The 24,158-nt window shown below is 33.5% G+C and carries 25 protein-coding genes; 13 read left to right on the top strand and 12 right to left on the bottom strand.

The annotated features are described in order from the left end of the window. Window positions 1-61 precede the first annotated feature (61 nt). A complete protein-coding gene (locus AB3G36_RS16870) occupies window positions 62-280 on the top strand; it encodes a DUF2007 domain-containing protein (RefSeq protein WP_367754741.1) in 219 nt (72 codons plus the stop codon). Between the two features lie 88 nt (window positions 281-368). Then, entirely contained in the window at window positions 369-1,166 is a 798-nt protein-coding gene (locus AB3G36_RS16865; RefSeq protein WP_367754739.1) for a Cof-type HAD-IIB family hydrolase, read from the top strand. A 3-nt stretch (window positions 1,167-1,169) separates the two neighbouring features. Here the strand turns inward: AB3G36_RS16865 and AB3G36_RS16860 are convergent, their stop codons facing one another. After that, complete coding sequence (locus AB3G36_RS16860; protein WP_367754737.1) at window positions 1,170-1,757, bottom strand: hypothetical protein; 588 nt, start codon at window positions 1,755-1,757, stop codon at window positions 1,170-1,172. Between the two features lie 118 nt (window positions 1,758-1,875). On the opposite strand from AB3G36_RS16860, the gene mtaB reads away from it, so the two are divergent. After that, window positions 1,876-3,204 carry a tRNA (N(6)-L-threonylcarbamoyladenosine(37)-C(2))-methylthiotransferase MtaB gene (gene mtaB / locus AB3G36_RS16855; RefSeq protein ID WP_367754735.1) on the top strand — a complete coding sequence of 443 codons (1,329 nt, stop codon included), beginning with the start codon at window positions 1,876-1,878 and terminating at the stop codon, window positions 3,202-3,204. A gap of 191 nt (window positions 3,205-3,395) precedes the next feature. On the opposite strand, the gene AB3G36_RS16850 is transcribed toward mtaB, so the two are convergent. The 3 genes from AB3G36_RS16850 to AB3G36_RS16840 all read right to left on the bottom strand — a co-directional run bounded on the left by AB3G36_RS16850 (window position 3,396) and on the right by AB3G36_RS16840 (window position 5,723). Beyond that, window positions 3,396-4,112 carry a 3-ketoacyl-ACP reductase gene (locus AB3G36_RS16850; RefSeq protein ID WP_367754733.1) on the bottom strand — a complete coding sequence of 239 codons (717 nt, stop codon included), beginning with the start codon at window positions 4,110-4,112 and terminating at the stop codon, window positions 3,396-3,398. A gap of 89 nt (window positions 4,113-4,201) precedes the next feature. Beyond that, window positions 4,202-4,885, bottom strand: coding sequence for a lysostaphin resistance A-like protein (locus AB3G36_RS16845; RefSeq protein ID WP_367754731.1), 684 nt, complete (start codon window positions 4,883-4,885; stop codon window positions 4,202-4,204). Window position 4,886: 1 nt separating this feature from the next. Beyond that, complete coding sequence (locus AB3G36_RS16840) at window positions 4,887-5,723, bottom strand: hypothetical protein (RefSeq protein WP_367754730.1); 837 nt, start codon at window positions 5,721-5,723, stop codon at window positions 4,887-4,889. Between the two features lie 196 nt (window positions 5,724-5,919). On the opposite strand from AB3G36_RS16840, the gene AB3G36_RS16835 reads away from it, so the two are divergent. Continuing rightward, window positions 5,920-6,801 carry a PPK2 family polyphosphate kinase gene (locus tag AB3G36_RS16835; RefSeq protein WP_367754728.1) on the top strand — a complete coding sequence of 294 codons (882 nt, stop codon included), beginning with the start codon at window positions 5,920-5,922 and terminating at the stop codon, window positions 6,799-6,801. 51 nt (window positions 6,802-6,852) lie between these two features. Here AB3G36_RS16835 and AB3G36_RS16830 read toward each other — a convergent pair whose 3' ends face one another. Next, a complete protein-coding gene (locus tag AB3G36_RS16830) occupies window positions 6,853-7,404 on the bottom strand; it encodes a hypothetical protein (RefSeq protein ID WP_367754726.1) in 552 nt (183 codons plus the stop codon). Window positions 7,405-7,634: 230 nt separating this feature from the next. Here AB3G36_RS16830 and AB3G36_RS16825 point away from each other — a divergent pair, with 230 nt between their 5' ends. The 3 genes from AB3G36_RS16825 (at window position 7,635) to AB3G36_RS16815 (ending at window position 10,312) form a co-directional block, all read left to right on the top strand. Continuing rightward, the gene (locus AB3G36_RS16825) at window positions 7,635-9,011 is read left to right on the top strand and encodes an MATE family efflux transporter (RefSeq protein ID WP_367754724.1); all 1,377 of its coding nucleotides are present in this window, start codon (window positions 7,635-7,637) and stop codon (window positions 9,009-9,011) included. A gap of 72 nt (window positions 9,012-9,083) precedes the next feature. Then, window positions 9,084-9,992 carry a prohibitin family protein gene (locus tag AB3G36_RS16820; RefSeq protein WP_367754722.1) on the top strand — a complete coding sequence of 303 codons (909 nt, stop codon included), beginning with the start codon at window positions 9,084-9,086 and terminating at the stop codon, window positions 9,990-9,992. A gap of 89 nt (window positions 9,993-10,081) precedes the next feature. Beyond that, window positions 10,082-10,312, top strand: coding sequence for a hypothetical protein (locus AB3G36_RS16815; RefSeq protein WP_367754720.1), 231 nt, complete (start codon window positions 10,082-10,084; stop codon window positions 10,310-10,312). Window positions 10,313-10,314: 2 nt separating this feature from the next. Here the strand turns inward: AB3G36_RS16815 and meaB are convergent, their stop codons facing one another. Further along, a complete protein-coding gene (gene meaB, locus AB3G36_RS16810) occupies window positions 10,315-11,403 on the bottom strand; it encodes a methylmalonyl Co-A mutase-associated GTPase MeaB (protein ID WP_367754718.1) in 1,089 nt (362 codons plus the stop codon). A 187-nt stretch (window positions 11,404-11,590) separates the two neighbouring features. Here meaB and AB3G36_RS16805 point away from each other — a divergent pair, with 187 nt between their 5' ends. The 6 genes from AB3G36_RS16805 to AB3G36_RS16780 all read left to right on the top strand — a co-directional run bounded on the left by AB3G36_RS16805 (window position 11,591) and on the right by AB3G36_RS16780 (window position 17,042). Beyond that, window positions 11,591-12,502 (top strand): AEC family transporter, encoded by a 912-nt coding sequence (locus tag AB3G36_RS16805; protein ID WP_367754716.1) that lies wholly within the window; start codon window positions 11,591-11,593, stop codon window positions 12,500-12,502. Between the two features lie 131 nt (window positions 12,503-12,633). Then, the gene (locus tag AB3G36_RS16800; RefSeq protein WP_367754714.1) at window positions 12,634-13,272 is read left to right on the top strand and encodes a peroxiredoxin; all 639 of its coding nucleotides are present in this window, start codon (window positions 12,634-12,636) and stop codon (window positions 13,270-13,272) included. Between the two features lie 343 nt (window positions 13,273-13,615). Further along, on the top strand, window positions 13,616-14,590 hold the full coding sequence (locus tag AB3G36_RS16795) for a hypothetical protein (protein ID WP_367754712.1): 975 nt from the start codon (window positions 13,616-13,618) through the stop codon (window positions 14,588-14,590). A gap of 159 nt (window positions 14,591-14,749) precedes the next feature. Next, window positions 14,750-15,214: a hypothetical protein gene (locus AB3G36_RS16790; protein ID WP_367754710.1), complete on the top strand. Its 465-nt coding sequence runs from the start codon at window positions 14,750-14,752 to the stop codon at window positions 15,212-15,214. Between the two features lie 247 nt (window positions 15,215-15,461). Then, the gene (locus tag AB3G36_RS16785; RefSeq protein WP_367754708.1) at window positions 15,462-16,160 is read left to right on the top strand and encodes an aspartate/glutamate racemase family protein; all 699 of its coding nucleotides are present in this window, start codon (window positions 15,462-15,464) and stop codon (window positions 16,158-16,160) included. 495 nt (window positions 16,161-16,655) lie between these two features. After that, the gene (locus tag AB3G36_RS16780; protein ID WP_367754706.1) at window positions 16,656-17,042 is read left to right on the top strand and encodes a nuclear transport factor 2 family protein; all 387 of its coding nucleotides are present in this window, start codon (window positions 16,656-16,658) and stop codon (window positions 17,040-17,042) included. Between the two features lie 147 nt (window positions 17,043-17,189). Here AB3G36_RS16780 and AB3G36_RS16775 read toward each other — a convergent pair whose 3' ends face one another. The 6 genes from AB3G36_RS16775 to AB3G36_RS16750 all read right to left on the bottom strand — a co-directional run bounded on the left by AB3G36_RS16775 (window position 17,190) and on the right by AB3G36_RS16750 (window position 24,053). After that, window positions 17,190-18,074: a DMT family transporter gene (locus tag AB3G36_RS16775; protein WP_367754704.1), complete on the bottom strand. Its 885-nt coding sequence runs from the start codon at window positions 18,072-18,074 to the stop codon at window positions 17,190-17,192. Window positions 18,075-18,095: 21 nt separating this feature from the next. Beyond that, a complete protein-coding gene (locus AB3G36_RS16770; protein ID WP_367754702.1) occupies window positions 18,096-18,677 on the bottom strand; it encodes an NUDIX domain-containing protein in 582 nt (193 codons plus the stop codon). Window positions 18,678-18,707: 30 nt separating this feature from the next. After that, window positions 18,708-19,736 (bottom strand): cellulase family glycosylhydrolase, encoded by a 1,029-nt coding sequence (locus AB3G36_RS16765; RefSeq protein ID WP_367754700.1) that lies wholly within the window; start codon window positions 19,734-19,736, stop codon window positions 18,708-18,710. Window positions 19,737-19,829: 93 nt separating this feature from the next. After that, window positions 19,830-21,101, bottom strand: coding sequence for an adenylosuccinate synthase (locus AB3G36_RS16760; RefSeq protein WP_367754698.1), 1,272 nt, complete (start codon window positions 21,099-21,101; stop codon window positions 19,830-19,832). Between the two features lie 70 nt (window positions 21,102-21,171). Next, a complete protein-coding gene (locus AB3G36_RS16755) occupies window positions 21,172-21,672 on the bottom strand; it encodes a Fur family transcriptional regulator (protein WP_367754696.1) in 501 nt (166 codons plus the stop codon). Window positions 21,673-21,833: 161 nt separating this feature from the next. Then, window positions 21,834-24,053 carry a bifunctional (p)ppGpp synthetase/guanosine-3',5'-bis(diphosphate) 3'-pyrophosphohydrolase gene (locus tag AB3G36_RS16750; RefSeq protein WP_367754694.1) on the bottom strand — a complete coding sequence of 740 codons (2,220 nt, stop codon included), beginning with the start codon at window positions 24,051-24,053 and terminating at the stop codon, window positions 21,834-21,836. Between the last annotated feature and the right edge of the window lie 105 nt (window positions 24,054-24,158).

Below are 24,158 nucleotides of genomic sequence, written 5' to 3'. Positions count from 1 at the left end.
AATGTTTTCAATTTTTATGCACTGAAAACGTTGCGGTTTAAACAATAAAACAAAATTTATAATGGGACTAATGAAAGTGTTTTCGGGAAGTGAGATTTTGGCTTTAGCTTTAAAAGAAAAAATTGAAGAAATAGGAGTTGATGTAGTAAAGAAAGACAATATTCAATCGGCAAGATTGGCAGGTTTTGGAAGTTATGGTCAAGCTGTAGAATTATTCGTTCAAGAAACTGAATTTGCTAAGGTGAATCCCATTATTGAAGAATTTAGATTGAGTATTTAATACAATAATAGTTTTATAAAATTAATTCCTTGATGCTTAAAATACCATCAAGGTTTTCTTTTTTGTAAATTAAAATAATATAAAGGGGATGAAATATAAAATGTTGGTTTTAGACATGGATGATACCTTGTTGAATGATGATCATGAAGTTTCGATTGAAAATAAGGAAATGCTAGCTAAAGCCCTAGAACTTGGTGTTCATGTAGTTTTGGCTTCGGGAAGACCTACGCCCGCAATGACGGCTTATGCAAAAGAATTGAACTTACATAATTCGTATATGATTTCTTATAATGGAGCCGTAATTTCTGATTTAAAAGAAGATACAATTATTTTTGAGCAAACGTTAACTCAAGAACAAATTCATGAGTTATATGAATATAGTGTAAAAAGCAAAACGCATATAATTACTTATGTTGACGGGAAAATCGTGAGTGAAACCGATTCTGAATACATTGAAATCGAAAAAAATATCACCGGTTTAGAGCACAATAAAGTAGTAAGTTTTAAAGCAGAAGTACAGTCTTCAGCTATAAAATGTATTTTATTAGAAGAACCCAGTTATCTTAAAGAAGTGGAGAAAGATTTAAAAGCAGCAATGCCACACCTGAGTGTGTGTATGTCAAAACCTTTCTTTTTAGAAGTAGCTCAAAACGGAATAGATAAAGGCGCAAGTATCAAATTTTTAGCCGACAAATTGGGGATTCTTCAGGCGGAAATTATAGCTGTAGGTAATGCTGGGAATGATTTGACCATGATTGAGTATGCTGGATTAGGTGTTTGGGTAGATAATGTGGATCCTGAATTGAGAGACAAAGCGGATGTTATTGTGGCTTCAAATAATAACCACGGCGTTGCTGAGGTGGTAAGACGATTTATATTGGAATAAAACCTATTTTTTCTTTTTAGGAGGTTTGCAATTTTTACAAAAATCGGATAGTTCTTGAATTTTTTTTAGTACGTCAGCATCAAGTTCTTTAATCATTTTTTCATTTTGTCCTAAATTGGATTTATTGGATGCAATATCATGCTCCACAATATATTCTTTTTGAATGACATCATATAGCGGTTGTAGAAAGCTAATATCCGAAAAAGTACCTTTATTTATATAGAGGTCTCTTCTTAATTTTCGAGCATAAAGTTCTGATAAATCAAATTCATATTGTGCAAAATCTAGTAAATGTTTTGCAGTGATGCTGTCTGTCGAAATGATGGATGCAGCATCACGTTTAAAAGTAGAATTCACTTTAGAATTGAAGTTTTTAGTAAACATAAATTCAATATTGGTCATTTGTATACTAAAATCAAGTCCAGAAGCGGTATGGATACTGTTTATTTGAGTATTCCCAATTAGAGTTCCTTTAGATTGAAAATCGGAAAGTAGGAGTTTGTAATTTTCATTCCATTCCACCGTATTTTGAGCAATTGATGGTGCTGAAAATAAAAATAATAGTATTGCAATTAAGAAAATTTTGCTCATTTTAATATCTAATTAGAAAGCTAATATATCAATAATTATTCATTTCTTTTTACAGATTTTTGTTCGTAAATTTGCACACGCTATTTTTTGACAACGATTTCATTAATAGCGCTTATTTATGGAAAACAGAAAAAAGGTTGCCTTTTATACGCTGGGATGTAAACTAAACTTTTCAGAAACATCAACAATAGCAAGGAGTTTTCAAGATGAAGGTTTTGACCGCGTCGATTTTGAAGAAGTGGCTGATATGTATGTAATTAATACCTGTTCAGTAACTGAAAATGCGGACAAACAATTCAAGCAAGTCGTTAAAAAAGCGATGAAGTTGAATGACAAAGCATTTGTAGCAGCTGTAGGGTGTTACGCCCAATTGAAGCCCGAAGAATTAGCGGCTGTTGATGGAGTAGATCTCGTTCTGGGAGCTACAGAAAAATTTAAAATCACCGATTATATTAATGACTTGTCCAAAAATGATATGGGCGAGGTACATTCATGCGAGATATCGGAAGCCGATTTCTATGTAGGAAGTTATTCCATAGGAGATAGAACACGTGCTTTCTTGAAAGTACAAGATGGTTGTGATTATAAATGTACGTATTGTACGATTCCGCTTGCTAGAGGAATTTCTCGATCTGATGAACTGGAAAATGTATTGAAAAATGCCTACGAAATTTCAAAACAAAATATAAAAGAAATTGTTCTTACGGGTGTAAATATTGGAGATTACGGTAAAGGAGAGTTTGGTAATAAAAAACACGAACATACTTTTTTAGAATTAGTGCAAGCATTAGATGAAGTGGAAGGAATCGAAAGATTACGAATTTCATCCATTGAACCTAATTTGTTGAAAAATGAAACGATTGAGTTTGTTTCTAAAAGCAGAACTTTTGTGCCTCATTTTCATATTCCATTACAATCAGGAAGTAATGAAATTTTAAAACTGATGAAGCGTCGTTACCAACGCGAAGTGTACACAGAGCGAGTGAATAAGATTAGAGAAGTGATGCCACACGCTTGTATAGGTGTAGATGTAATTGTTGGTTTTCCCGGAGAAACCGATGAACAATTCTTAGAAACTTACCATTTCCTGAATGAAATGGATATTTCTTATTTGCATGTTTTTACGTATTCAGAACGCGATAATACAGAAGCTGCTGATATGCCTGGAGTTGTTCCTGCTAATGTGCGTTCTAAAAGAAGTAAAATGTTACGCGGTTTATCCGTAAAGAAACGTCGTGCTTTTTATGAAAGTCAACTAGGAAGTAATAGAACCGTTTTGTTCGAAAGTGAAAATAAAGAAGGATATATCCACGGCTTTACAGAGAATTACGTAAAAGTAAAAACACCTTGGAATCCAGAATTGGTGAATACATTACACAATATCAATTTGACTCATATTGATGAGGATGGTTCAGTGCGAATGGAGTTTATTGAAGTAGAAGTTTAATTTTTAAACATATAAGTGATTTAAGTTTTTTACTCTTCAATCCTAAGATTAAATATTTAAGTGATATAAGTTTTTTTAACCATTAAGAGATTAAGTTTATTAAGTGTTGCGCTTAATAAACTTAATCTCTTAATGGTATTCTTAATACTAATTAGTCTTTCGACTTTAAGACATTTGACTTTCGTCTAATTTTAAGGATTCGTAGACCAAATGCTACTATTCTTAATGAAAACGCGTCGGTTTAATTTTAACTGGGCGATAATTAATTCAGCCATATCTTCGGCTTGCATTACTTTTTCAGGATTTCCGTCCGTTAGTTTTAAATCTTTGGCCATATCAGTAGCAACCGTGCTTGGAATTAATGCGGTTACGCGAATATTGTGCTTACGAACTTCCTGCATTAAAGAATCAGTAAGTCCCAAAACAGCAAATTTAGAAGCGCTATACGCACTCGTTAATGCGTTTCCTGCTAATCCTGCAGTCGATGAAATGTTGATGATGTCACCCGTTTGTCTTTCGATCATATTAGGTAAAACAGCACGAGTCATATAGTAGGTTCCCATTAAGTTGACTTGAATGATGCGTTCCCAAGCTGTAGGTTCTAGTTCTAAGAATTTACCAAAAGCTGCAATTCCAGCATTGTTAATTAAGATGTCAATAGTTCCAAATTCGGCCAAAGCTTTTTCAACGGCAGAATTTACCGAATCAATATCGGCTACATCAGCGGTTAAGGCAAGTGCTTTTACTCTTAAAGAACGCGCTTTAGCAGCAACATTATCAATCTCTTCTTGCGTTCTCGCAAGTAATATTACGTTTACGCCTTCCTTAGCTAAGGCCAAAGTAATTGCTTTTCCTATTCCTTTTCCGGCACCAGTGATCAGTGCATTTTTATTTTTTAAGTCAGTCATTTCATTCAATTTTAGATGTTGTGAGCAAAGTTAAACCATTCCGTTTTTTTAAATGAATGGGCAATGTGAAAAAATACTTAAAGTTAGGGTTAATGGGATGTATTTACTAATAATGATGCTAGATCCCATAAGGAATGGCAAATGATTACGATTTTAATGTTCCTGTATTTTTGATAATGCAAGGCTAAAACTAAGCCAATAGAAAACGGTCCTATTACTTGTATTAAAGTCCCATAGCTATAATGTAAAAGACCAAATAAAATACTAGAAATAAGGACTGATAGGAAAGTATTTTTTACTATTATTTCCAATCTAGGGATAAGATAGCCTCGAAAGAGTAATTCTTCGGTAATTCCTGCAGTTATGGATGTAAACCAGATTAATGGCGTGTTATTCTTGAAAAACTGTATGATTTCGTTCATTTTTTTACTTTCAAGATTCGAATCCAATGTTTTTAATACCATAGAAACTACAAATACAACAAAGACTAAAACGATCATCGTTACCGCTATGGACGCTAAATAATAGGGAAAAGAGTATTCTTTTTCTTTCCATAATAAAAAAGGTTGCTTTTCTATATACATGGCATATAGGAATGTTAATAGCAAGCAAATCCAAATTATTAATCTAGAGATGAAGAAGGCAGTTTTGTAATCAATGCCTAACTGTCTTATGGAAGGAAGAAAAAAAGTGGTCGTAAATAAGATAAAAAGTAGAAATGCGATTCCACCAATAACCGTTGATTTTTGGGCTGTTTTTGTACTATCGCTCATCTTATTTTAAATCTAGTACCAATTTGTAAATGGCTGTTTTTAACTCATCAGTATCTTTGTCTTCACAGAGAAGGAATTCGATTTTCTCTTTGGAATTGGAGAAAACAGTTATGCCTTCAAATTTATTAATGCTAGTTATTTTTTTGGTAAAATCGATTTTCATGGTTTCAAGATCAATGCGCCCTATGAAGCTGCCTAGAATGGCTCCATCGTCATAAGTGGATTGAGTATCTTCGACAGTGGCTAAAAAATAAAGTTTGTCATTGACCAAAACGCCATCAGTAAAAGTAGAGCGAATTCCTTTTATTTTGGGCAATTTGTAATCATTAGAAAGTAAGCTGAATTCATCAGTTAGTTTTTTGGCGTGTAATGTGAAGAGCGTGTTTTTATTGGAAGATCCATTGCCACGATTGAATAAATACCAATTGTCACCATCGTAAACGGCACCTTCTAGATTAAAATCTTCGGGTTTGATGTCTCCAAAACTTTGCATTACGGCATAGAGATCAACTAGATTGTTGGTTTTGATTTTCTTTTTTTTGTTTAAATCAAATTCCACCATCGTGTTTCTTTTTGAAGTGGAACCCGAACCAAAAATATATAAAGTATCTTGAAAATGAGTTATGGACTCAAAATCAGGTTTCTCACTTTTTGGAATATATGCTGTTGGGTTTTGTATCAATGGATGCTGTTCTAACGCCTTGGAATCCAGATGGTATTCATATAGGAATCCGCTATTGTCGCCAATAAGTAGTAAGCTGTTTTCTTTGTAAAAAAGGCCTGAGGCTGAGCCAATGCCTATGATGTGAAATAATAATTCGAGTGTAAAGTTGCCCATGTTTGTAATTGTAAAACGGATGCCCTAGCCCGGATAGAAGTGGAAATCCTTTCTAGTCCTGAACTTGTTTCAGGATCCTGAAACAAGTTCAGGACTAGAAAGATTGCAACGGATAGCCGGAAATAGCTCCTGAAATACATCAGGATTAGTCCTAATTATTTGTTATATTTGATTCTATAAAGATAAAATTTTTCCTATGAAGTCTATTGATCCCAACGATTTTAAAGTAGTTAATGCCATAAAATTAGCTGAGATGGCGACCAATTTGAATATTGGGGCAAATGATGATAAAAAAGAAGATAAATTAGACAATGTGCGGGAAAAGCTGAGTGCGTTGCAGGATGTGATGTATGCACACAACCGTTACGGGGTTTTGATTTGTTTGCAGGGGATGGATACTGCTGGAAAAGACAGTTTGATTCGCGAAGTTTTTAAAGAATTCAATTCTCGAGGAGTTGTAGTTCATAGTTTTAAAACGCCCAATTCGACGGAGCTGGAGCATGATTATTTATGGCGTCATTATCTAGCTTTGCCAGAGAAAGGAAAGTTTGCCATTTTTAATCGTACCCATTATGAAAATGTTTTGGTCACTCGAGTGCATCCTGAATATATTATGAATGAGAATATTCCTGGGATTGAAAAGGTTGAGGATATTACTCCACAGTTTTGGGAGAATCGTATGGAGCAAATAAGGAATTTTGAAAAACACATTACCCAAAATGGAATTATTGTGTTGAAATTCTTTTTGAATTTGAGTAAGGAAGAGCAAAGACAGCGCTTGTTGCGCCGACTGGATGAAGAAAAACACAATTGGAAATTCTCTATAGGTGACCTAAAAGAAAGAGAACGTTGGGCTGATTATATGCATTATTATGAGGAGGCGATTAATAATACGTCGACTGAAAACGCACCTTGGTATGTCGTGCCTGCTGATGATAAAGAAATGTGTCGCTATATAATTGCCAAAATTATCTGGGAAGAAATGCAGAAACATACAGATATCAAAGAGCCCGAATTAGATGAGAAAATAAAAGCTAATATTGAGATGTATAAAGACATTTTGAGAAATGATAAATAAAAAAAAATGCGCTGAATTTCAGCGCATTTTTTTTACTAATTCAATATCACCTTATAGTTTGAAACCATAAGCTAAACGTACTCCAACTTGTCCAACACCTTTACCAACTGTTCCATTGTTGTTTAATTTTGCAAAATCAGAATAGTGCTCATAATGTACAGATACATCAATGTATTTTGTAGCATAACCAATACTAGGTGATAATAAGAATGAAGTTTGATTGTTACCGTTAGTTACAGCAAAAGCGGCTCCAGCTTCTCCCATTAAGTAAAATTGATCGTTCCAAACGAATGCTTTAAAACCAGCTTTTGCAGGAATAAAACCTAAATCACTACCATCGGCTTCGCTTACAAAAAGGTTAGAAAAACCAGTGGTTAAAGTTAGTGAGTATCTCTTTGATAAATCATATTGTAATCTAGCATCAGCTCCTAAGGCCAGTTTGTATGGATCTTGAGTTGCATATCCAGCATTTAAACCAACTCCTAAACGGAATCCTTGATCATAATTTGGAGTTTCAGTTTTTTCTTGGGCTTGAACGTTACTTGCAAATAGTGTCGAGACTGCAAATACGAATAAAATTTTAATTTTTTGTGTAGGTTTCATAATTTTGAGTTTTATATTATTAATTTTTAAAGCCATCTTATATGTTTATTTTGTGTTGATGACTGGTGCAAATTTATATCTGAGACCCTCCTGAAATGTTATAGAATTATTTGATTTTGTTACATAATAACTGAATCCTTAAAAAAATATTAAATTTTTTTAGCTAATAATTGATTTATACAAGAACAATCAAATGCTTCTAATTATATTTGCCTCTAAAAAAATAAAAATTGAATTTAGCTATTTATACAAAAGAGTTTTCCTATAATTTAAGATTGGCCTATCCTATAATTTTGGGAATGTTAGGACATACTGTTGTTGGGATAGTAGATAATATAATGGTGGGTAAACTAGGTCCAACTGAATTGGCCGCAGTTTCTCTAGGAAATAGTTTTGTATTTATAGCCATGTCTTTGGGGATTGGATTTTCTACAGCAATTACCCCTTTGGCTGCACAAGCTGACGGCAAAAAAAATATTGAAGAAGGGCGAAGTGCTTTTCATCATGGATTGTATTTGTGTTCTTTTTTAGGCGTATTTCTTTTTGGACTTATTTTCTTCTCTAAACCATTGATTGGTTTCATGGGGCAGCCTGAAAACGTAGTCGAGTTGGCTAAACCTTATTTAGACATTGTCGCTTTTTCCTTAATCCCGTTAATCATATTTCAAGGATACAAGCAATTTGCTGATGGGATGAGCGAAACTAAATATTCGATGTGGGCTACTATTTTAGGGAATGTAGTGAATGTGGTTTTAAATTATTTGTTTATATATGGGATTTGGATTTTTCCGGAGTTGGGTATTGTTGGTGCTGCTATAGGAACTATTGCCTCTCGTTTTGTAATGTTGGGATATATGCATTATATGATGCAAAAAAAGGAAAAGTTTCATCCTTTTTTCGAGAATTTTTCTTTGAAGAATATAAAAAAGGAGGTGAATATGAAAATCATCCGATTGGGAGCGCCTTCAGCTATGCAAATGTTTTTTGAAGTAGGTTTGTTTACAGGCGCCATTTGGCTTTCGGGGCGTTTAGGAATAATCAATCAGGCAGCCAACCAAATCGCATTAAGTTTGGCTACTTTTACTTTTATGTTTGCTATGGGATTAAGTGTAGCAGCCACGATTCGTGTAGGGAATCAAAAAGGACTTGCTGATTATAAGCAACTTCGTATCGTTGCCTTTTCTATCTTTTTATTAGCAATTGTATTAGAAACATTTTTTGCCGCTTTATTTGTAATTTTTCATTCTTATTTACCAGCTTTATTTGTTGATATGAAAAATATGGAAGATTTAGCCGTAAATACGGAGGTCGTAACTATTGCTGCTCAATTATTATTAGTTGCCGCCGTTTTTCAAATTTCCGATGGAATCCAAGTAGTTGTATTAGGCGCATTAAGAGGATTGCAGGATGTAAAAGTGCCTATGTACATCACTTTTGTAGCTTATTGGGTGGTTGGGTTTCCGATATCCATTTATTTAGGCTTATATACTGAATTAAAAGCAACTGGAATTTGGATAGGACTTCTCGCAGGATTATCAACTGCTGCTTTATTTTTGTATATTCGCTTTACTAGATTGACTAAAAAATTGGTTTTGGAAAACCATTGAATTTAGTATAATTATTCTGTGTAACTTCTTATTCATTTGATCGTCTTATCTAGGCAACTAAAAATTTAAAAAATGATTGTATTTATTATTCTGGGTATCATCTTAGTGGTTATGAGTTTTACTTTAAAAAATGACCATAGTCCATTTTCTAAATTTGCTAACCTACTTAAGATTATTGGAGTTTTAATAATTATTATAGGCTTTTTCTCTTCTGCTTTCAAGCAAATTGATGCTGGAAAAGTAGGTGTGAAATCACTATATGGTAATGTAGAACCGGATATTTTAGAAAGTGGTTTGCATTTAATTAATCCACTTTTGGATATCACTGATTTTGATATTCAAACACAAAATTATACTATGTCGGCAGAGCATGGAGAAGGAGCGCAAACGGGAGATGATGCTATTCGTGTATTGTCTAATGATGGATTGGAAGTAGTAATTGATTTGACGGTGTTATACCGCGTATCTTCAGTAGATGCTCCTAAGATTTTTAAACAAATTGGAGTAAATTATTCTGATAAAATCGTTAGACCTGTTACTCGTACTCGTATTCGTGACAATGCTGTTTATTATGATGCAATAGCTTTATATTCAACTAAAAGAAATGAATTTCAAGATCGAATTTTTAAAAGTATTGAAGCTGATTTTAAAAGTAGAGGACTTATTTTAGAGCAATTATTGATTCGAAATATAAATCTTCCTGCGTCTGTTAAAACAACTATTGAAAGTAAAATTAATGCAGAACAAGATGCTCAAAAGATGCAATTTGTTTTGCAAAAAGAAAAACAAGAGGCCGAGCGTAAAAGGGTGGAAGCACAAGGTATCGCTGATTATCAAAAAATAATTTCAACGGGATTAACTGATAAGCAATTGCAATACGAAACGATTAAAGCCCAAAAAGAATTAGCAGCTTCACCCAATACGAAAATTATTTTCATGAATGGTAAAGGCGGTGCTCCAATAATTCTTTCTGACAAATAGATTTTTTAAAAGTTTATTCGGTTATTTGTTCATTCGTTTAAACGATTATAATAGATAGGATAAACACATCAATCAATAAATATTAAAAAATGGAATTACCAAAATTTTTACTAGGCGACAATACTGATTTTCCAGATGATATTTTTATCATTCATATGGATTACCCTAGATTTATCATTAATCTAAAAGATGATGAAGTGGAGTTCATGGAAGAAGCAGAAGATCTAGATGAATCTGAATTGAACTCAGAAATGGAAGGCTTGATAGAACAGGCAAATGCTTTTTATGATAGAGAAATGGAACGGTACGAAAAAGAATAATTTTATTTTTTAAAATACGTTTTTAATAATAATTGAGCGGCTGCAAAGGGTGAAATTTCATCATTTTGCACCGCTTTTTTAGTAGAATCCAATAATTTTTGAATTTCTGGATCATTGTGAAAATTAGATTTTAGCTGCTCATTGATGGTTTCCATCAGCCAATATTCGTTTTGCTCAGCTCGTTTTGTATAGAAATAATCATTGTCTTTTGTCAACTCAAGAAAGGTAGAAATAGTCTCCCAAACATCTGATATTCCATCTTGAGTAATCGCACTGCAGGTGGCGGTTGTAGGCGTCCAACCTGATTTTTTGGCAGGGAAAAGATGCAAAGCACGATTGAATTCGGTTTTTGCTAGTTTTGCTTTTCTGATGTTATCTCCATCCGCTTTATTGATAACAATGGCATCGGCCATTTCCATGATACCACGTTTAATGCCTTGTAACTCATCACCAGCACCTGCAATTTTTAGTAGTAAAAAGAAATCCACCATGCTGTGAACGGCAGTCTCACTCTGACCCACACCCACTGTTTCAATAATAATAGTATCAAAACCGCAAGCTTCACATAAAGTAATGGTTTCTCTTGTTTTTCTTGCTACGCCACCTAATGTATCTCCCGAAGCGGAGGGACGTATGTAGGCATTTTTATCTTTTACTAATTCTTCCATTCGGGTTTTATCCCCAAGAATACTTCCGTGAGAAATAGAACTACTAGGATCGACAGCTAGAACAGCTACTTTCTTGCCTATTCCCGTTAAGTATTTTCCAAAAGCTTCTATAAAAGTACTCTTTCCCACACCTGGAACACCAGTGATACCTATTCTAACTGATTTATTGGCATGCGGTAAGCACGCATTGATCACTTCATTCGCTTTTATCAAATGATCGGGATTTAAGCTTTCGACTAAAGTAATGGCCCGACTTAAATCAGTTATGTTGCCCAATAAAATGCCACCAACTAATTCCTCGGCAGAAGGTTGTATTTTTCTGAATTTCTGAATTTTTTTTACAACAGTCGAGCTGATAAATTCTGGAGGTGAAATTCCAGCTTTTTCGTGAAGAGCAGAATGTTTTATGTTGTCGTTTTCCAAAATTTTAAATCGTTTTCCGTAAAATTAATACTTAAACGGGAATTATTGGAATTAATTAAATTTTTTATGAATAAGAAAAGAGCAATAGTATTTAAAAAAGTATGCAGTAAAAATTTTTGAAGCTTCTTTAATAATTTTGTTTTTTATTCTAGCTACTATATAAATTAGTGAATATATTTGTTGCGCTATGATCAATATTCTTCTCATTTTTATATACTTATTCATCGGTCTTGTTTTACAACGGGTAAAATGGTTTCCTACAGATAGTTATAAGTTATTAAACAAGATTGTTATTTACATTTGTCTTCCCGCTTTGGCCTTGTATTTTATTCCAAAAATCCACTGGAATAATCAATTGTTATTTCCCATTGGAGTCGCATGGATTACATTTGGATTTTCGTTTGTGTTTTTTCGTTTTTTAGGAAAGAAATATAAGTGGTCCAAAAAATTGACTGGTTGTTTAATTATAACATCGGGACTAGGAAACACCTCCTTTTTAGGATTTCCAATCATTCAAGCTTTATATGGAGCTGACGGAATGAAAACGGCCATATTAGTCGATCAGCCGGGCACTTTTGTGGTACTTTCTACCTTAGGGATTCTAGTGGCAACCTTATATTCAAAAGGAGAACAAAGCAGCGGACAAATTGTAAAGAAAATTATGTTTTTTCCGCCATTTATTACATTTCTCTTTGCTTGTTTCATGAATGTATTTGGATATGATTTTCTAGAATGGATACAGTTTGTTTTTCAAAAAACAGGAAGTGCAGTAACTCCATTAGCATTAGTTTCAGTAGGGTTGCAGTTGCGATTTGAGAGTAGAAGTCAGCACTGGAAATTTTTAGGACTGGGTCTTTTATATAAATTGATATTGACACCTGCGCTAATTTATTTTTTATATGTAATAGTTTTAAACCAACATTCTAAAATGATTGATGTTTCTATTATGGAGGCAGCAATGGCGCCTATGATTACAGGAAGTATATTAGCTGCTACTCACGGTCTAAAACCCCGATTGAGTAGTATGATGATTGGTTATGGAATACCAATCTCTTTTATCAGCTTGGTTTTTTGGTACTTTATTTTGCAATGGTTTTAAAAACGCCATTCACTTTATCTTTTAGGTTTCATTACCAGTGTTTCTAGAACATTTTTGTTTTATTTATGATGTTGGTTGTGTGTCTTGTGGGACTTTTTGACTAATTTTAAATAAATTTAAAACAAAAACTCATGGCAACATTGCGATTAGGAGATATAGCTCCAGATTTTACTGCAGAAACAACATTAGGAAAAATACATTTTCATGAATGGTTAGGCGATTCTTGGGGCGTTTTATTCTCACATCCTGCTGATTTTACTCCCGTTTGTACTACCGAATTAGGAACGGTGGCTAATTATTATCCAGAATTTGTCAAGCGAAATACCAAAGTCATTGCATTAAGTGTGGATGGACTCGAATCGCACTTGAAATGGATCAAAGATATTGAAGAAGTTCAAAACGTGACTTTGCAATATCCCATCATAGCCGATGAAAGTAAAGAAGTCGCTAATTTGTATGACATGATTCATCCCAATGCCAATGATACTTTCACGGTTCGTTCCGTTTTTATAATTGCACCTGATAAAAAAATAAAATTAATACTTACTTATCCTGCGTCGACAGGAAGGAATTTTGATGAAATACTACGTGTAATTGATAGCCTGCAGTTGACATCCCATTATAGTGTAGCCACTCCAGCCAACTGGAAAGATGGTCAAGACGTAGTGATTTCTCCAGCCATAAAAGACGAAGACATTCCTGCTAAATTCCCAAAAGGATTCCAAAGAATAAAATACTATTTAAGGATGACACCACAACCTAATAAATAGGAATTAATACAAGGCAAAAAAGGGAATTCTACTGGAGTTCCCTTTTTTATGGGCTAGATTTTTTAGGAGCATAACAATTCCTTTCCAAAACCACTTTCAGTCCTGCTGTACATTACAATCCTCACCCTTTAGCTTCGCAAGGGCTCGGGATTTTCATTTCCATCAGGGCTATGGAGCCCGTTTTTGTTTCTATAATTACTTTACAAACTTTCTAAAGAATAAGTTATATATTTGAGAGTAGGTAAAGCGAAACAAACCTTCGCCAATCTACCCAAATTTGGGGGTATATACGAAGGTTTGTTTGGCTTATATACTAGTTGCCAGTAATTTTTAAAAAAACAGAATGAACAAGAAAAATATTAAATGGACAATTAGTGTAATCGCTATAATCTTGACTTTAATTCATATAATATTTCCAAAATTAAATATTGATTTAATCACAGTATTTTTATTGGCTTTAGCTATTATACCTTGGCTCGAATCATTGTTTAAATCTGTTGAATTACCTGGCGGATTAAAATTTGAATTTCAAGACTTGGAAAGAATTGAATTAGAGGCAAAAGAGGCTGGACTTATAAATAATGAAGTATCCGAAAAAGAAGAAAAAGATGTTTATAATTATGATTATCCATTCATAGAGTTAGCAAAAACCAATCAAAGTTTAGCTTTAGTAAGTCTTCGAATTGAAATTGAAAAAAGGTTAAGATTAATCGCTGAAAAATATAGCGTAGATGCAAACCGTAATTCAATGTCTCGAATTTTAATGATTTTAAGTCAAAAAGGAATTTTATCACAGCAGGAAGACTCTACAATTCGAGATATGATTTACACATTAAATCAAGCTGCACACGGAGTTGATTTCGATGAAAGAACAGCAGAGTGGATTATTGAGAATGGACCTCAAATTGTATATAGTTTAGAAAATAAAATAAATTCAAGAGGTGGACAATTTTCCCACGACAATCCAGAAAGCACAGAGCATTGGATAGATGTATCCTATGAAAATCAAGATTGGAATACCAATTTAGAATGGTCTGAACATATCGGAAAACATCAAAATCTTTGGGAAACAGAAATAAAAAATCTTTGTGATTCAATAATAAAAAAGTTGAATGATTCTGAAAAAATAGAGAGTTTTAAAAAAACACAGGAACATTGGACAAATCAAATTGAATTAGAACGTGAATTTTTGTACACAATTGACAATTTCGATTCAAAAGTCGGTCGAGAAGGAATTATGATAATGTTAATTACCTTTATGAATAAATACCGACAAAGAGCACTCGAATTGGAAGAAATTGTGAACCTACTTGGATAAAAAACTACTGGCAACAGCAGTTACACAATACACAAGGCTTTAGTGGAATTATCGTTTCGCAACACGTTTATGTTTAGCGGAAAATACTCGGGTTTCCGAATCCTTGTGCATCGTGTAGCCGCGACACGTTATGGTCAGCTTAAAAAAACCGAAATCATAATGAGAAAAATTCTTTACACATCAATTTTATTTTTAATCACAAATTTTTGTTTTTCTCAAAACGTGAATTTCATAATTCAAGTGAATGATAAACTTTTAAATTATGGGGAAATCGCTAATTTATATCTAACTAGTGGAAAAGAAAATGATACAAAAAAATACTATTTAAATTATTTTCCTGGCGAATTGATTTTAAATGAACAAGTTTTATTAGAAATTAATTTGAACACATCTAAAAAAATTTATTTACATTTTGATTATTACACTTATAAAAAAGACAAACAAGAGATTGCAAACTTTGACATTGAACTTAACTCTGCTTTATTCAAAGAGCCATATTTAATTGCAAATATTTTTGATTTCAGAGATAAAAAATATCGATATTGGTATCAACCGTTAACTAAAGAAAATTATCTTGTGCAACTAACGTATCCTAATAGCGGATTATATATAAGACGGAAATAAAGCCGAACCGCTAACAGCTACTACAACGGATTTGGGCAATTGGCTTAATGGAAAGTTGGTTTTGTATTTAGGATGATGTAGCAAATCCTCTAGTTCTCGTCTATGACGAGGACCTACTTGAATTAGAAGAAAAATCGTAGTGTTTGCAACTCGGATAACAAAAATAAAATGTTTTTTGGACCACTTATAAAATCGATACGCTATCGTCCTGAAATAAGTTGGCAAAAGTGTAATAAACAAAAAGGATATGAATAAAGTAGGTTTAGTAGGCGGAATTAGTTGGGTTTCGACCATGGATTATTACAAATTCATCAACGAAGGAGTCAATGCAAAATTAGGAGGATTAAACTTTGCGGAATGTATTATCTACTCTTTAAATTTTGGAGACATTCAAGCGGTCAGTTGGGAAAACTCATTTGAACTTTTGCTGAATGCTTGTGAAAGTCTAAAGAAAAATGGGGCTGATAGTATTGTTTTGTGTGCAAATACGGCACATCTTTTTGCCGACAAATTACAAGAGACAATCAATTTACCTATCATTCATATTGGAGCAGAAACAGCAAAAGCGATTAACAAGTGTGGATTTAAAAAAGTGGGGCTTTTGGGAACAAAGTTCACAATGGAAATGGACTTTTTTAGAGAAAAACTGGAAGAGTTTGGGCTTGAAGTATTGACGCCCAAAAAACAAGAAACTAGAGATTATATTCAACAGACAGTCAAAGAAGAATTAGGAGTTGGGTTTATAAATCCAGAAACAAAGAAAAAATACATTTCAATTGTAAATGAATTAGTTGAGGATGGAGCAGAATGCGTTATTTTAGGTTGTACTGAGATACCGTTGTTGATAAGTCAAGACGATTTTACTATTCCAATTTTTGACACAACTAAAATACATTCACAAGCCATAGTGGAGTACATTGTGTCAAAGAACTCATTCAATCCTTGAACACAAAGAGTTTGGACAATTAAACTCTGAAAGTGAATTGGAATTGATAATTGGCATGGTTTGAAAATATGCTATCAAATTTTGAATTTTCAGGACGGAAAAACGGAATGAGATTGCTTCGTTCCTCGCAATGACTTAACGGGGTGAACTATCCCGTCTTTTAACGCAAACTGAGAAAACAATACTATTTCACAAAGAAAGTCATAGCGAGGAACGAAGCTATCACACTAAACTATATCGCCAAGCAAAATAAAAAGAGGCACCATAGGTTCTCGCTTATTGTCAATACTCTGGTGTTTATCTGTGACGAGTACCTACTTAAATAAGAATATTATTCCTAGCTGCTGTAAATCAGACTGAACCTTCTGAGTTGATTGTAATATATTGATATTTAAATATTTATGTTGTCACTTAAATGTATTTTTATTTTCAGGGTATCTGGTTTTTCACTATTTTTATATCTAATCTTTAGTTTTTCACTTTAATAACATCATTATGACAAATGTAGATTTAGTTAAGCAAGCATATTCCCATTTTTCTACTGGCAATGTGCCAGGCGTATTAGCCCTATTTGACTCAGCAATGGAATGGCATGAATGCAAGGGTATGCCTTTTGTGAAAGGAGAAGGTGTTTTTACAGGTCCAGAAGCAGTAGTAACTAACGTTTTTATGCATCTTCCCGTTTTCTTCGATGGATTCAATATTTCGGTAAGTGAAATATTTGGAGCAGATGATAAAGTGGTCATGGTAGGTTATTATCAAGGAACGAATATCGCTACTGGTAATTCATTCAAAGCCAATGCGACACATGTTTGGACAGTTAAAAACGGAAAACTAAGCCGTTTCTTCCAGGCAGTGGATACAGCAACAATTAATAATTAATTCAATACCCTAACAGATCTATAAAAAGCTCCCAATTGGCGCTATTTTGTCATGGCTATATTTTAGCATTCGTTTGTTATTAGAATCTATTTAATAAGAAGAAAAATCGCAGCGTTTGCAACGCAGGTAGCAGCAATATTTTTAAAATCAGCCTTTTTTATTAGTCAATAATAGCCCCGTAATAATAATTCCCATACTTATTATTTGAGTTAAAATGATAGCTTGATCTAGAAAAAAGTAAGCTAATATTCCACTAAAAACAGGGATTAAATAATAAATCAATGCGGTTTTATTGGTGCCTATTAACCGAATGGCTTCATTCCACAAGTAATAGGAAATCAATGAAGCGAATATCCCAACATAAGTTGTAGCATAAATTGTGGTAGCATCAAAAACAACTTTTTTATAATAGAAATGTTCCCATAAGTAAAAAGGCAATAATAGCATAGTTCCTATAACAAAGACGGTAAATAAAAATACATTTGACGGAATTTCTTTGGGTTTGAGCCGTACCAAAATAGTGTAACTCGCAAAGAAAAAACAAGCAAGTAGCATTAATAAATCACCAATTGTAAAATTTATTTCCAGTAATGCTTGTAAAGAGCCTTTGGTTATTAGTACTAAAACACCAGTAATAATGGTTGCAATTCCAAGGATTCGTATGGCTGAAACTTTTTCTTTAAACGCAATTCGGGATAAGACTACAATAAATAACGGAATCGAAATTGCAATCAACGATAAATTCACCGCCGAAGTGGTTTTGCCAGCGAAGTAAATCAACGTATTGAAAATGGTAATTCCTAAAATAGCTGTTACAACCAGATATCCTTTATTTTGTAGTAAAATAGTTTTGTGTTTTATGGTGCTCTTTAACGCAAAAAGAGCCAAAGCCACACAAGCAATTGTCCATCGCCAAAACGCCAATCCAACAGGTGGAATATGCCCTTTTATACCACTGGCAATAACCATATTTACAGACCAAAGTAAAGTAGCAGTCAAGGCAAATAAAACACCTTTAGTTTGATTATTCATTTTTTAAGGATGTATTTTATATCAAACAAGATTGTGTATTTTGGCATATTGTAAGAGCATAATTGTTTTGGCATCTTTTATTTGTCCGTTATCAATCATAGCATAGGCTTCTTCATAGGACATTTCTAATACATCAATATTTTCTTCTTCATGTGCTACTCCGCCACCATCACTTACTTTCATGGATTCATCATATTCACCTACAAAAAGATATAAAATTTCAGTTACGGCACCAGGAGACATATAGGTTTCCATTACTTTATGAACTGTGGTTAGTCGATAACCCGTTTCTTCTTCGGTTTCTCTAATGATGCATTGTTCTGGATGATCGGCATCCAAAAGTCCAGCACAAACTTCAATCATCATTCCGCTTTGATTTCCGTTGAGGTAAGTAGGTAATCGAAATTGACGAGTTAGAATTACTTTTTTTTCTTTAGAATTATAAAGTAAAATACCAGCACCGTTACCTCGGTCATAGACTTCTCTTTTTTGAGTAATCCAAGAATTATCTTTTTTTTGATAATCAAAAGTGACTCTGTTTAGAATATACCAGTTGTCGGATAGTAGGTCAGTTTGTTTGATTTTTATTTCAGGGTTTTGCATGTGATGTATATTGATTTTTGAGTGTTAAAATTAAGGATTTCTAGGAGTTAAACTAAGATTTTTAAATGTACTTCCCCAATTATTATTGTTAGTGTCATTTGGAAGACCTGAAGCAGTTAATAATGCATCCTGATCAGTACCATCTTTTTTCCAAACCCAAGCACAAACCGAAATTCCACGGGTAGAAAGGATGTCTAAAAAGGATTTTGGATTCATTAGAACGCCAGCATTCATGGGAGCCGTTTCTCCAAAGATAATTGGTATTTTTTTATTTTGTAACTGGCTTAAGCGGGAATTAATTGAATTTGGAGTATCTAAAAGCCATTTTTCGTAGGCGTGAATGTCAAATAAAATATTTGATTTGTTTACCAAGAATTCAGTTGCTTTATTTAATAAAACGCTCTCGTCTTGGCCTTGTTCGGCACATGGGATTAGGATTATATTTGGATTTCCAGTGTTTCTTATTATCGATGTCAATTCATTCATGTCGTTCATCCATAGCGTATCGGTATATCCATCGCCTCTATCATATCGATACGGTTCGTTCCATACTTCAATCCAAACATCAGGTTGGTCCTTGAACTGAACCGCCCATTGTGCTAACTTCGCTTTATAATCATTCCACCAGAAAGTTTGTGTGGGGTTTTTTCCAGTAAATTCAGTTGGACTGTTTCCATCCCAACCAAAAGCACATAGAATCGTTATTCTATTATTAATTCGATTGTTGTCAACAATACTTTGTAAGGAGTAGAGGTACGATCCGTTTGAAGATTGTATTGGACCAGCTGTGATTGGAGTTTCTATAACATTTCCAATGAATTCCCTCACGATATCAAGATTCCAACTGTTCATGTCTTGACTGTCTACACTAAATACATGAAAGGCATTGGCTCCAATGAGTTGAACGGGTTTTGCTTTGTATATAATTTTTGAACCCGTAACAGAGTAGGCTAAATCACTCGCATTTGAAATAGGTAGATCTTCTTTCTTGCAAGAAGAAAAAATAATCAAAAACAGAAAAAGGAGCGAAGAGAAAATATTGTTTGTAGCCTGAGTCATAAAATTATATTTTTTACAAAGCTCTATTTTGAAGGGTAAAAATACATTTTTTATAAAAAAAAAACGTCCCGATATATCGGGACGTTAATTAATTTATTTTAATATCGTTTGCTTTCTGTCTGGTCCTACAGAAACAATTTTTATAGGAACTTCCACTTCTTGTTCGATATATTCGATATATTCTTTTAGTTCGATTGGTAATTCATCGTATGTTGTCATACCAGTCAAATCCGCTTTCCATCCTTTGAACTCTTTGTAAACTGGAGTTACATTTTCTGGCTCAATGTTATAAGGGAAATGCGCAATTTTTTGACCTTTATAATTGTAATCCGTACACACTTTCAAAGTTTCAAATCCAGAAAGAACATCTCCTTTCATCATTATCAATTGTGTTACACCATTAACTTGAACAGCATATTTTAATGCTACTAAGTCTAACCATCCGCAACGTCTTTGTCTTCCTGTTACAGATCCAAATTCATTTCCTACGCGTGCCATTGTAGTACCGTCTTCGTCAAAAAGTTCAGTAGGGAATGGTCCGCTACCTACACGAGTTACATATGCTTTAAAAATTCCGAATACTTCTTTAATTTTGTTAGGAGCAATTCCTAATCCTGTACAGGCACCCGCTGCAGTTGTATTAGAAGAAGTTACAAACGGATACGTTCCGAAATCAACATCTAGCAATGAACCTTGAGCTCCTTCACATAAGATTGATTTACCCGCTTTTTGAGCTTGGTGTAAGTATTCTTCGCTATCAATAAAATCTAATTTTTTTAAATCTTCGATTGATTCAAAAAATTCTTTTTCTAGTTCTTCTAAGTTGTATTGAATATTTACATCATAAAAGGCAATCATCGCTTCATGCTTGTCAGCTAAAGCTCTATAACGTGCTGCGAAATCTTCTAGTTCAATATCTCCAACACGAATACCGTTTCTACCAGTTTTGTCCATGTAAGTTGGTCCAATTCCTTTAAGAGTAGAACCAATTTTTGCTTTTCCTTTTGAAGCTTCAGAAGCAGCATCCAGTAAACGGTGCGTTGGTAAAATTAAATGTGCTTTTCTTGAAATGATTAATTTCGATTTGATATCCAAATTAAATTTAGCCAAACCATCAATTTCTCCTTTAAAAACAACTGGGTCAATTACAACACCATTACCAATGATATTCATGTTATTTCCATGAAAAATTCCAGAAGGAATAGTTCTAAGCACGTGTTTTATTCCGTCAAATTCTAAAGTATGTCCAGCATTTGGGCCACCTTGAAAGCGAGCAATAATATCGTATTTTGAGGTAAGAACATCAACTATCTTTCCTTTTCCTTCATCTCCCCATTGTAATCCTAGTAATAAATCTACAGTCATTCTAATTATTATTTGTTGTTGAGACCACTTTTATGTCGTCCGTACTGATTAATTTCTGCTATAATATTTTTTAACTTTTTGTTCTTTTTTGTTCTTCTTCAACCGCACTATCGGGTTTTGATTTTTTCTTAACACCGTATAAATACAAAGAGTGATTGGTAATTTCAATATCAAATATTTCTTCAATCGTTTTTTTTATGCTTTGTATTCTAGGGTCACAAAACTCAATTACTTCACCAGTATCCGTCATGATGATGTGATCGTGTTGTTTGTCGAAATAGGACTTCTCGTAATGTGCTTGATTTTGACCAAACTGATGTTTACGAACTAGAGCACAGTCCAATAACAATTCAATTGTATTGTATAATGTTGCCCTACTCACACGATAGTTTTTGTTTTTCATTTTGATATATAAATTTTCTATATCAAAATGTTCTTCACTTTCGTAAATTTCCTGAAGAATAGAGTACCGTTCAGGTGTTTTTCTATGTCCTTTTTGCTCAAGATACATTGTAAAAACATTTTTTACAATTTCTTGGTTTTTGTTATTATTTGTGGAAATGAGTGTCATATGTGGCAAAGATAATTTTTTATTTTAATAGTTTTCAAGTTTAAATAAGTATAAGGGGATAATTTTGTGAGTTTTGAAACAAAAACAGTTTTTATAAATGGCAATTTTGACAATCTATGCACATCAATATTCTGTTTTGTATACAAAAATTCACAGGTTAATTATTTTTGATATACTCTTGATACTTTGTCAACTCCATCAATTTTTTTAATATTATCAATCAATTTTTTCAAGATGGTGATGTTTTGAACAATAACAATAACTTGCCCTTTAAATAAACCAGCATCACCACTAAGGGAGATACTTTGAATGTTTACATTCATGTTGTTTGAGATTACTTTTGTTAATTCGTTAGTAAGTCCCAAAGTATCCATTCCTGTAATATTAAGGATAGCTTTAAATTCTTGCTGTGAAGAATCAATCCATTTGGCTTGCATGATTCGGTAAGCATAATTGGATTGCATAGCGATGGCATTAGGACAATCTTTTTTGTGCACTTTTATTCCTTCATTAATAGTTACAAAACCAAAAACTTGATCTCCTGGAATAGGATTACAACAAGCAGATAGTTTGTAGTCCAGTTTGTCTTGCTCTTTACCGAAAACAAGCATATCATAATTGCTATTCAACATGGGTTTGTGAATATCAACATCTGCAGTACTGCCGGAACGTTTGATTTTGTTTTTAAAGAAATTTATTAAAGTATTGCTTTTTTGAGCGGCAAAGTCTTTCAACTGTTGGTTCTCTATAGATCCAATACCAACTCTGTAAAACAAATCCAAACTCGTTTTGAGATGGAAGAAGTTGACTAACTCGTTTACCACACCTTCGTTTAGTGTTACTTTAAGGTGTTTTAGTTTTCTGGTAAGCAGTTCTTTTCCATCTTCAGCAATTTTCTTTGTATTCTCATTTAATACATTTCTAATTTTATTTTTTGCTCTTGAAGTGGTCACATAATCGAGCCAGTTGATGGTAGGTTTCTGGTTTGGAGAGGTTATTATTTCAACCTGATCACCACTTTTCAACTCGTAATTTAAAGGAACTAATTTTCCGTTGACTCTAGTTCCACGGGTTTTGATTCCTATTTCGGAGTGGATACTAAAGGCGAAGTCCAGTGATGTGGCTCCTTTTGGTAATGATTTGATATCTCCTTTTGGCGTAAAAATGTAGATTTCTTTGGAGTACAAATTCATTTTGAAATCTTCGACAAAATCTACTGCACTGCTTTCTGAATTTTCTAGTGCTTCTTTTAATAGATTAAGCCAAACATCCAATCCGCTTTCTTCAGTAGCTCCATTCTTGTATTTGTAATGGGCAGCATATCCTTTTTCGGCAATTTCATCCATACGTTCCGAGCGAACTTGAATCTCTACCCAACGTCCTTTGGGCCCCATGACGGTAATATGTAGCGCTTCGTACCCCGTTGATTTAGGAGACGAAATCCAATCTCGCAATCGGCTAGGACTTGGCCTGTAATGATCGGTAACAATCGAATAAATTTTCCAAGCTAGAAATTTTTCATCGTGTGGATTTGATTTGTAAACGATGCGAAGGGCAAATTTGTCATAAACTTCATCAAAACTCACGTTTTGCGCTTTCATTTTTCTGCGGATGGAATAGATGGATTTTGGTCGACCTTTGATAATGTATTCTACTCCTTCAGCATCTAATGCTGTTTTAAGAATATCCGAAATATCCTTGATATAAGCATCTTGCTGTTCTTTGGTTTCTTTTATTTTACTAACAATATCATTGAAAACGGCAGGTTCCGTATATTTTAAACCTAAGTCTTCAAGCTTGGTTTTAATATTATACAATCCCAAACGATGAGCTAGAGGAGCATAGATGTATAAGGTTTCAGAGGCAATTTTAACTTGTTTGTAATTCTCCATTGACTCCATAGTTTGCATGTTATGCAATCTGTCGGCAATTTTTATAAGGATTACACGTACATCATCATTAAGTGTCAATAACATTTTACGAAAATTCTCGGCCTGCATAGACACATTCATGTCTTTTTGAACCAAAGAAATTTTAGTCAACCCTTCGACAAGTTGTGCCACTTTTGGATTGAACATGCGTTCAATATCTTTTACTGTAGTGGGAGTGTCTTCAACAACATCATGCATTAAAGCCGCAGCAATAGAAGTGGCTCCTAAACCTATTTCAGAAGCTACAATTTTTGCAACAGCAATAGGATGAAATATATAAGCTTCACCAGATTTTCTTCGCTGGTCTTTATGCGCTTCTACAGCAACATCAAATGCTTTTCGAATTAGTTTTTTATCTTCGGGAGTTAAGGTTTGGTAACTGATGCGAAGTAATTCTTTATATTCTTGAGCAATTGCTTTATTTTCTTTTTCGATGTCTATTTCTATCATAACGGCATGGTTCAATTCCTAAAAATAACGATAAGTTTGCATATATGCAAGCAATAAATTAATGCGTAAAAAATATATTTTGAGTGTTTTTTTTCTCGGTTTAAA

This window comes from Flavobacterium sp. WC2430 (genome assembly GCF_040822075.1).
Classification (GTDB): domain Bacteria; phylum Bacteroidota; class Bacteroidia; order Flavobacteriales; family Flavobacteriaceae; genus Flavobacterium.
This window is presented reverse-complemented; position numbering and strand designations above follow the sequence as displayed.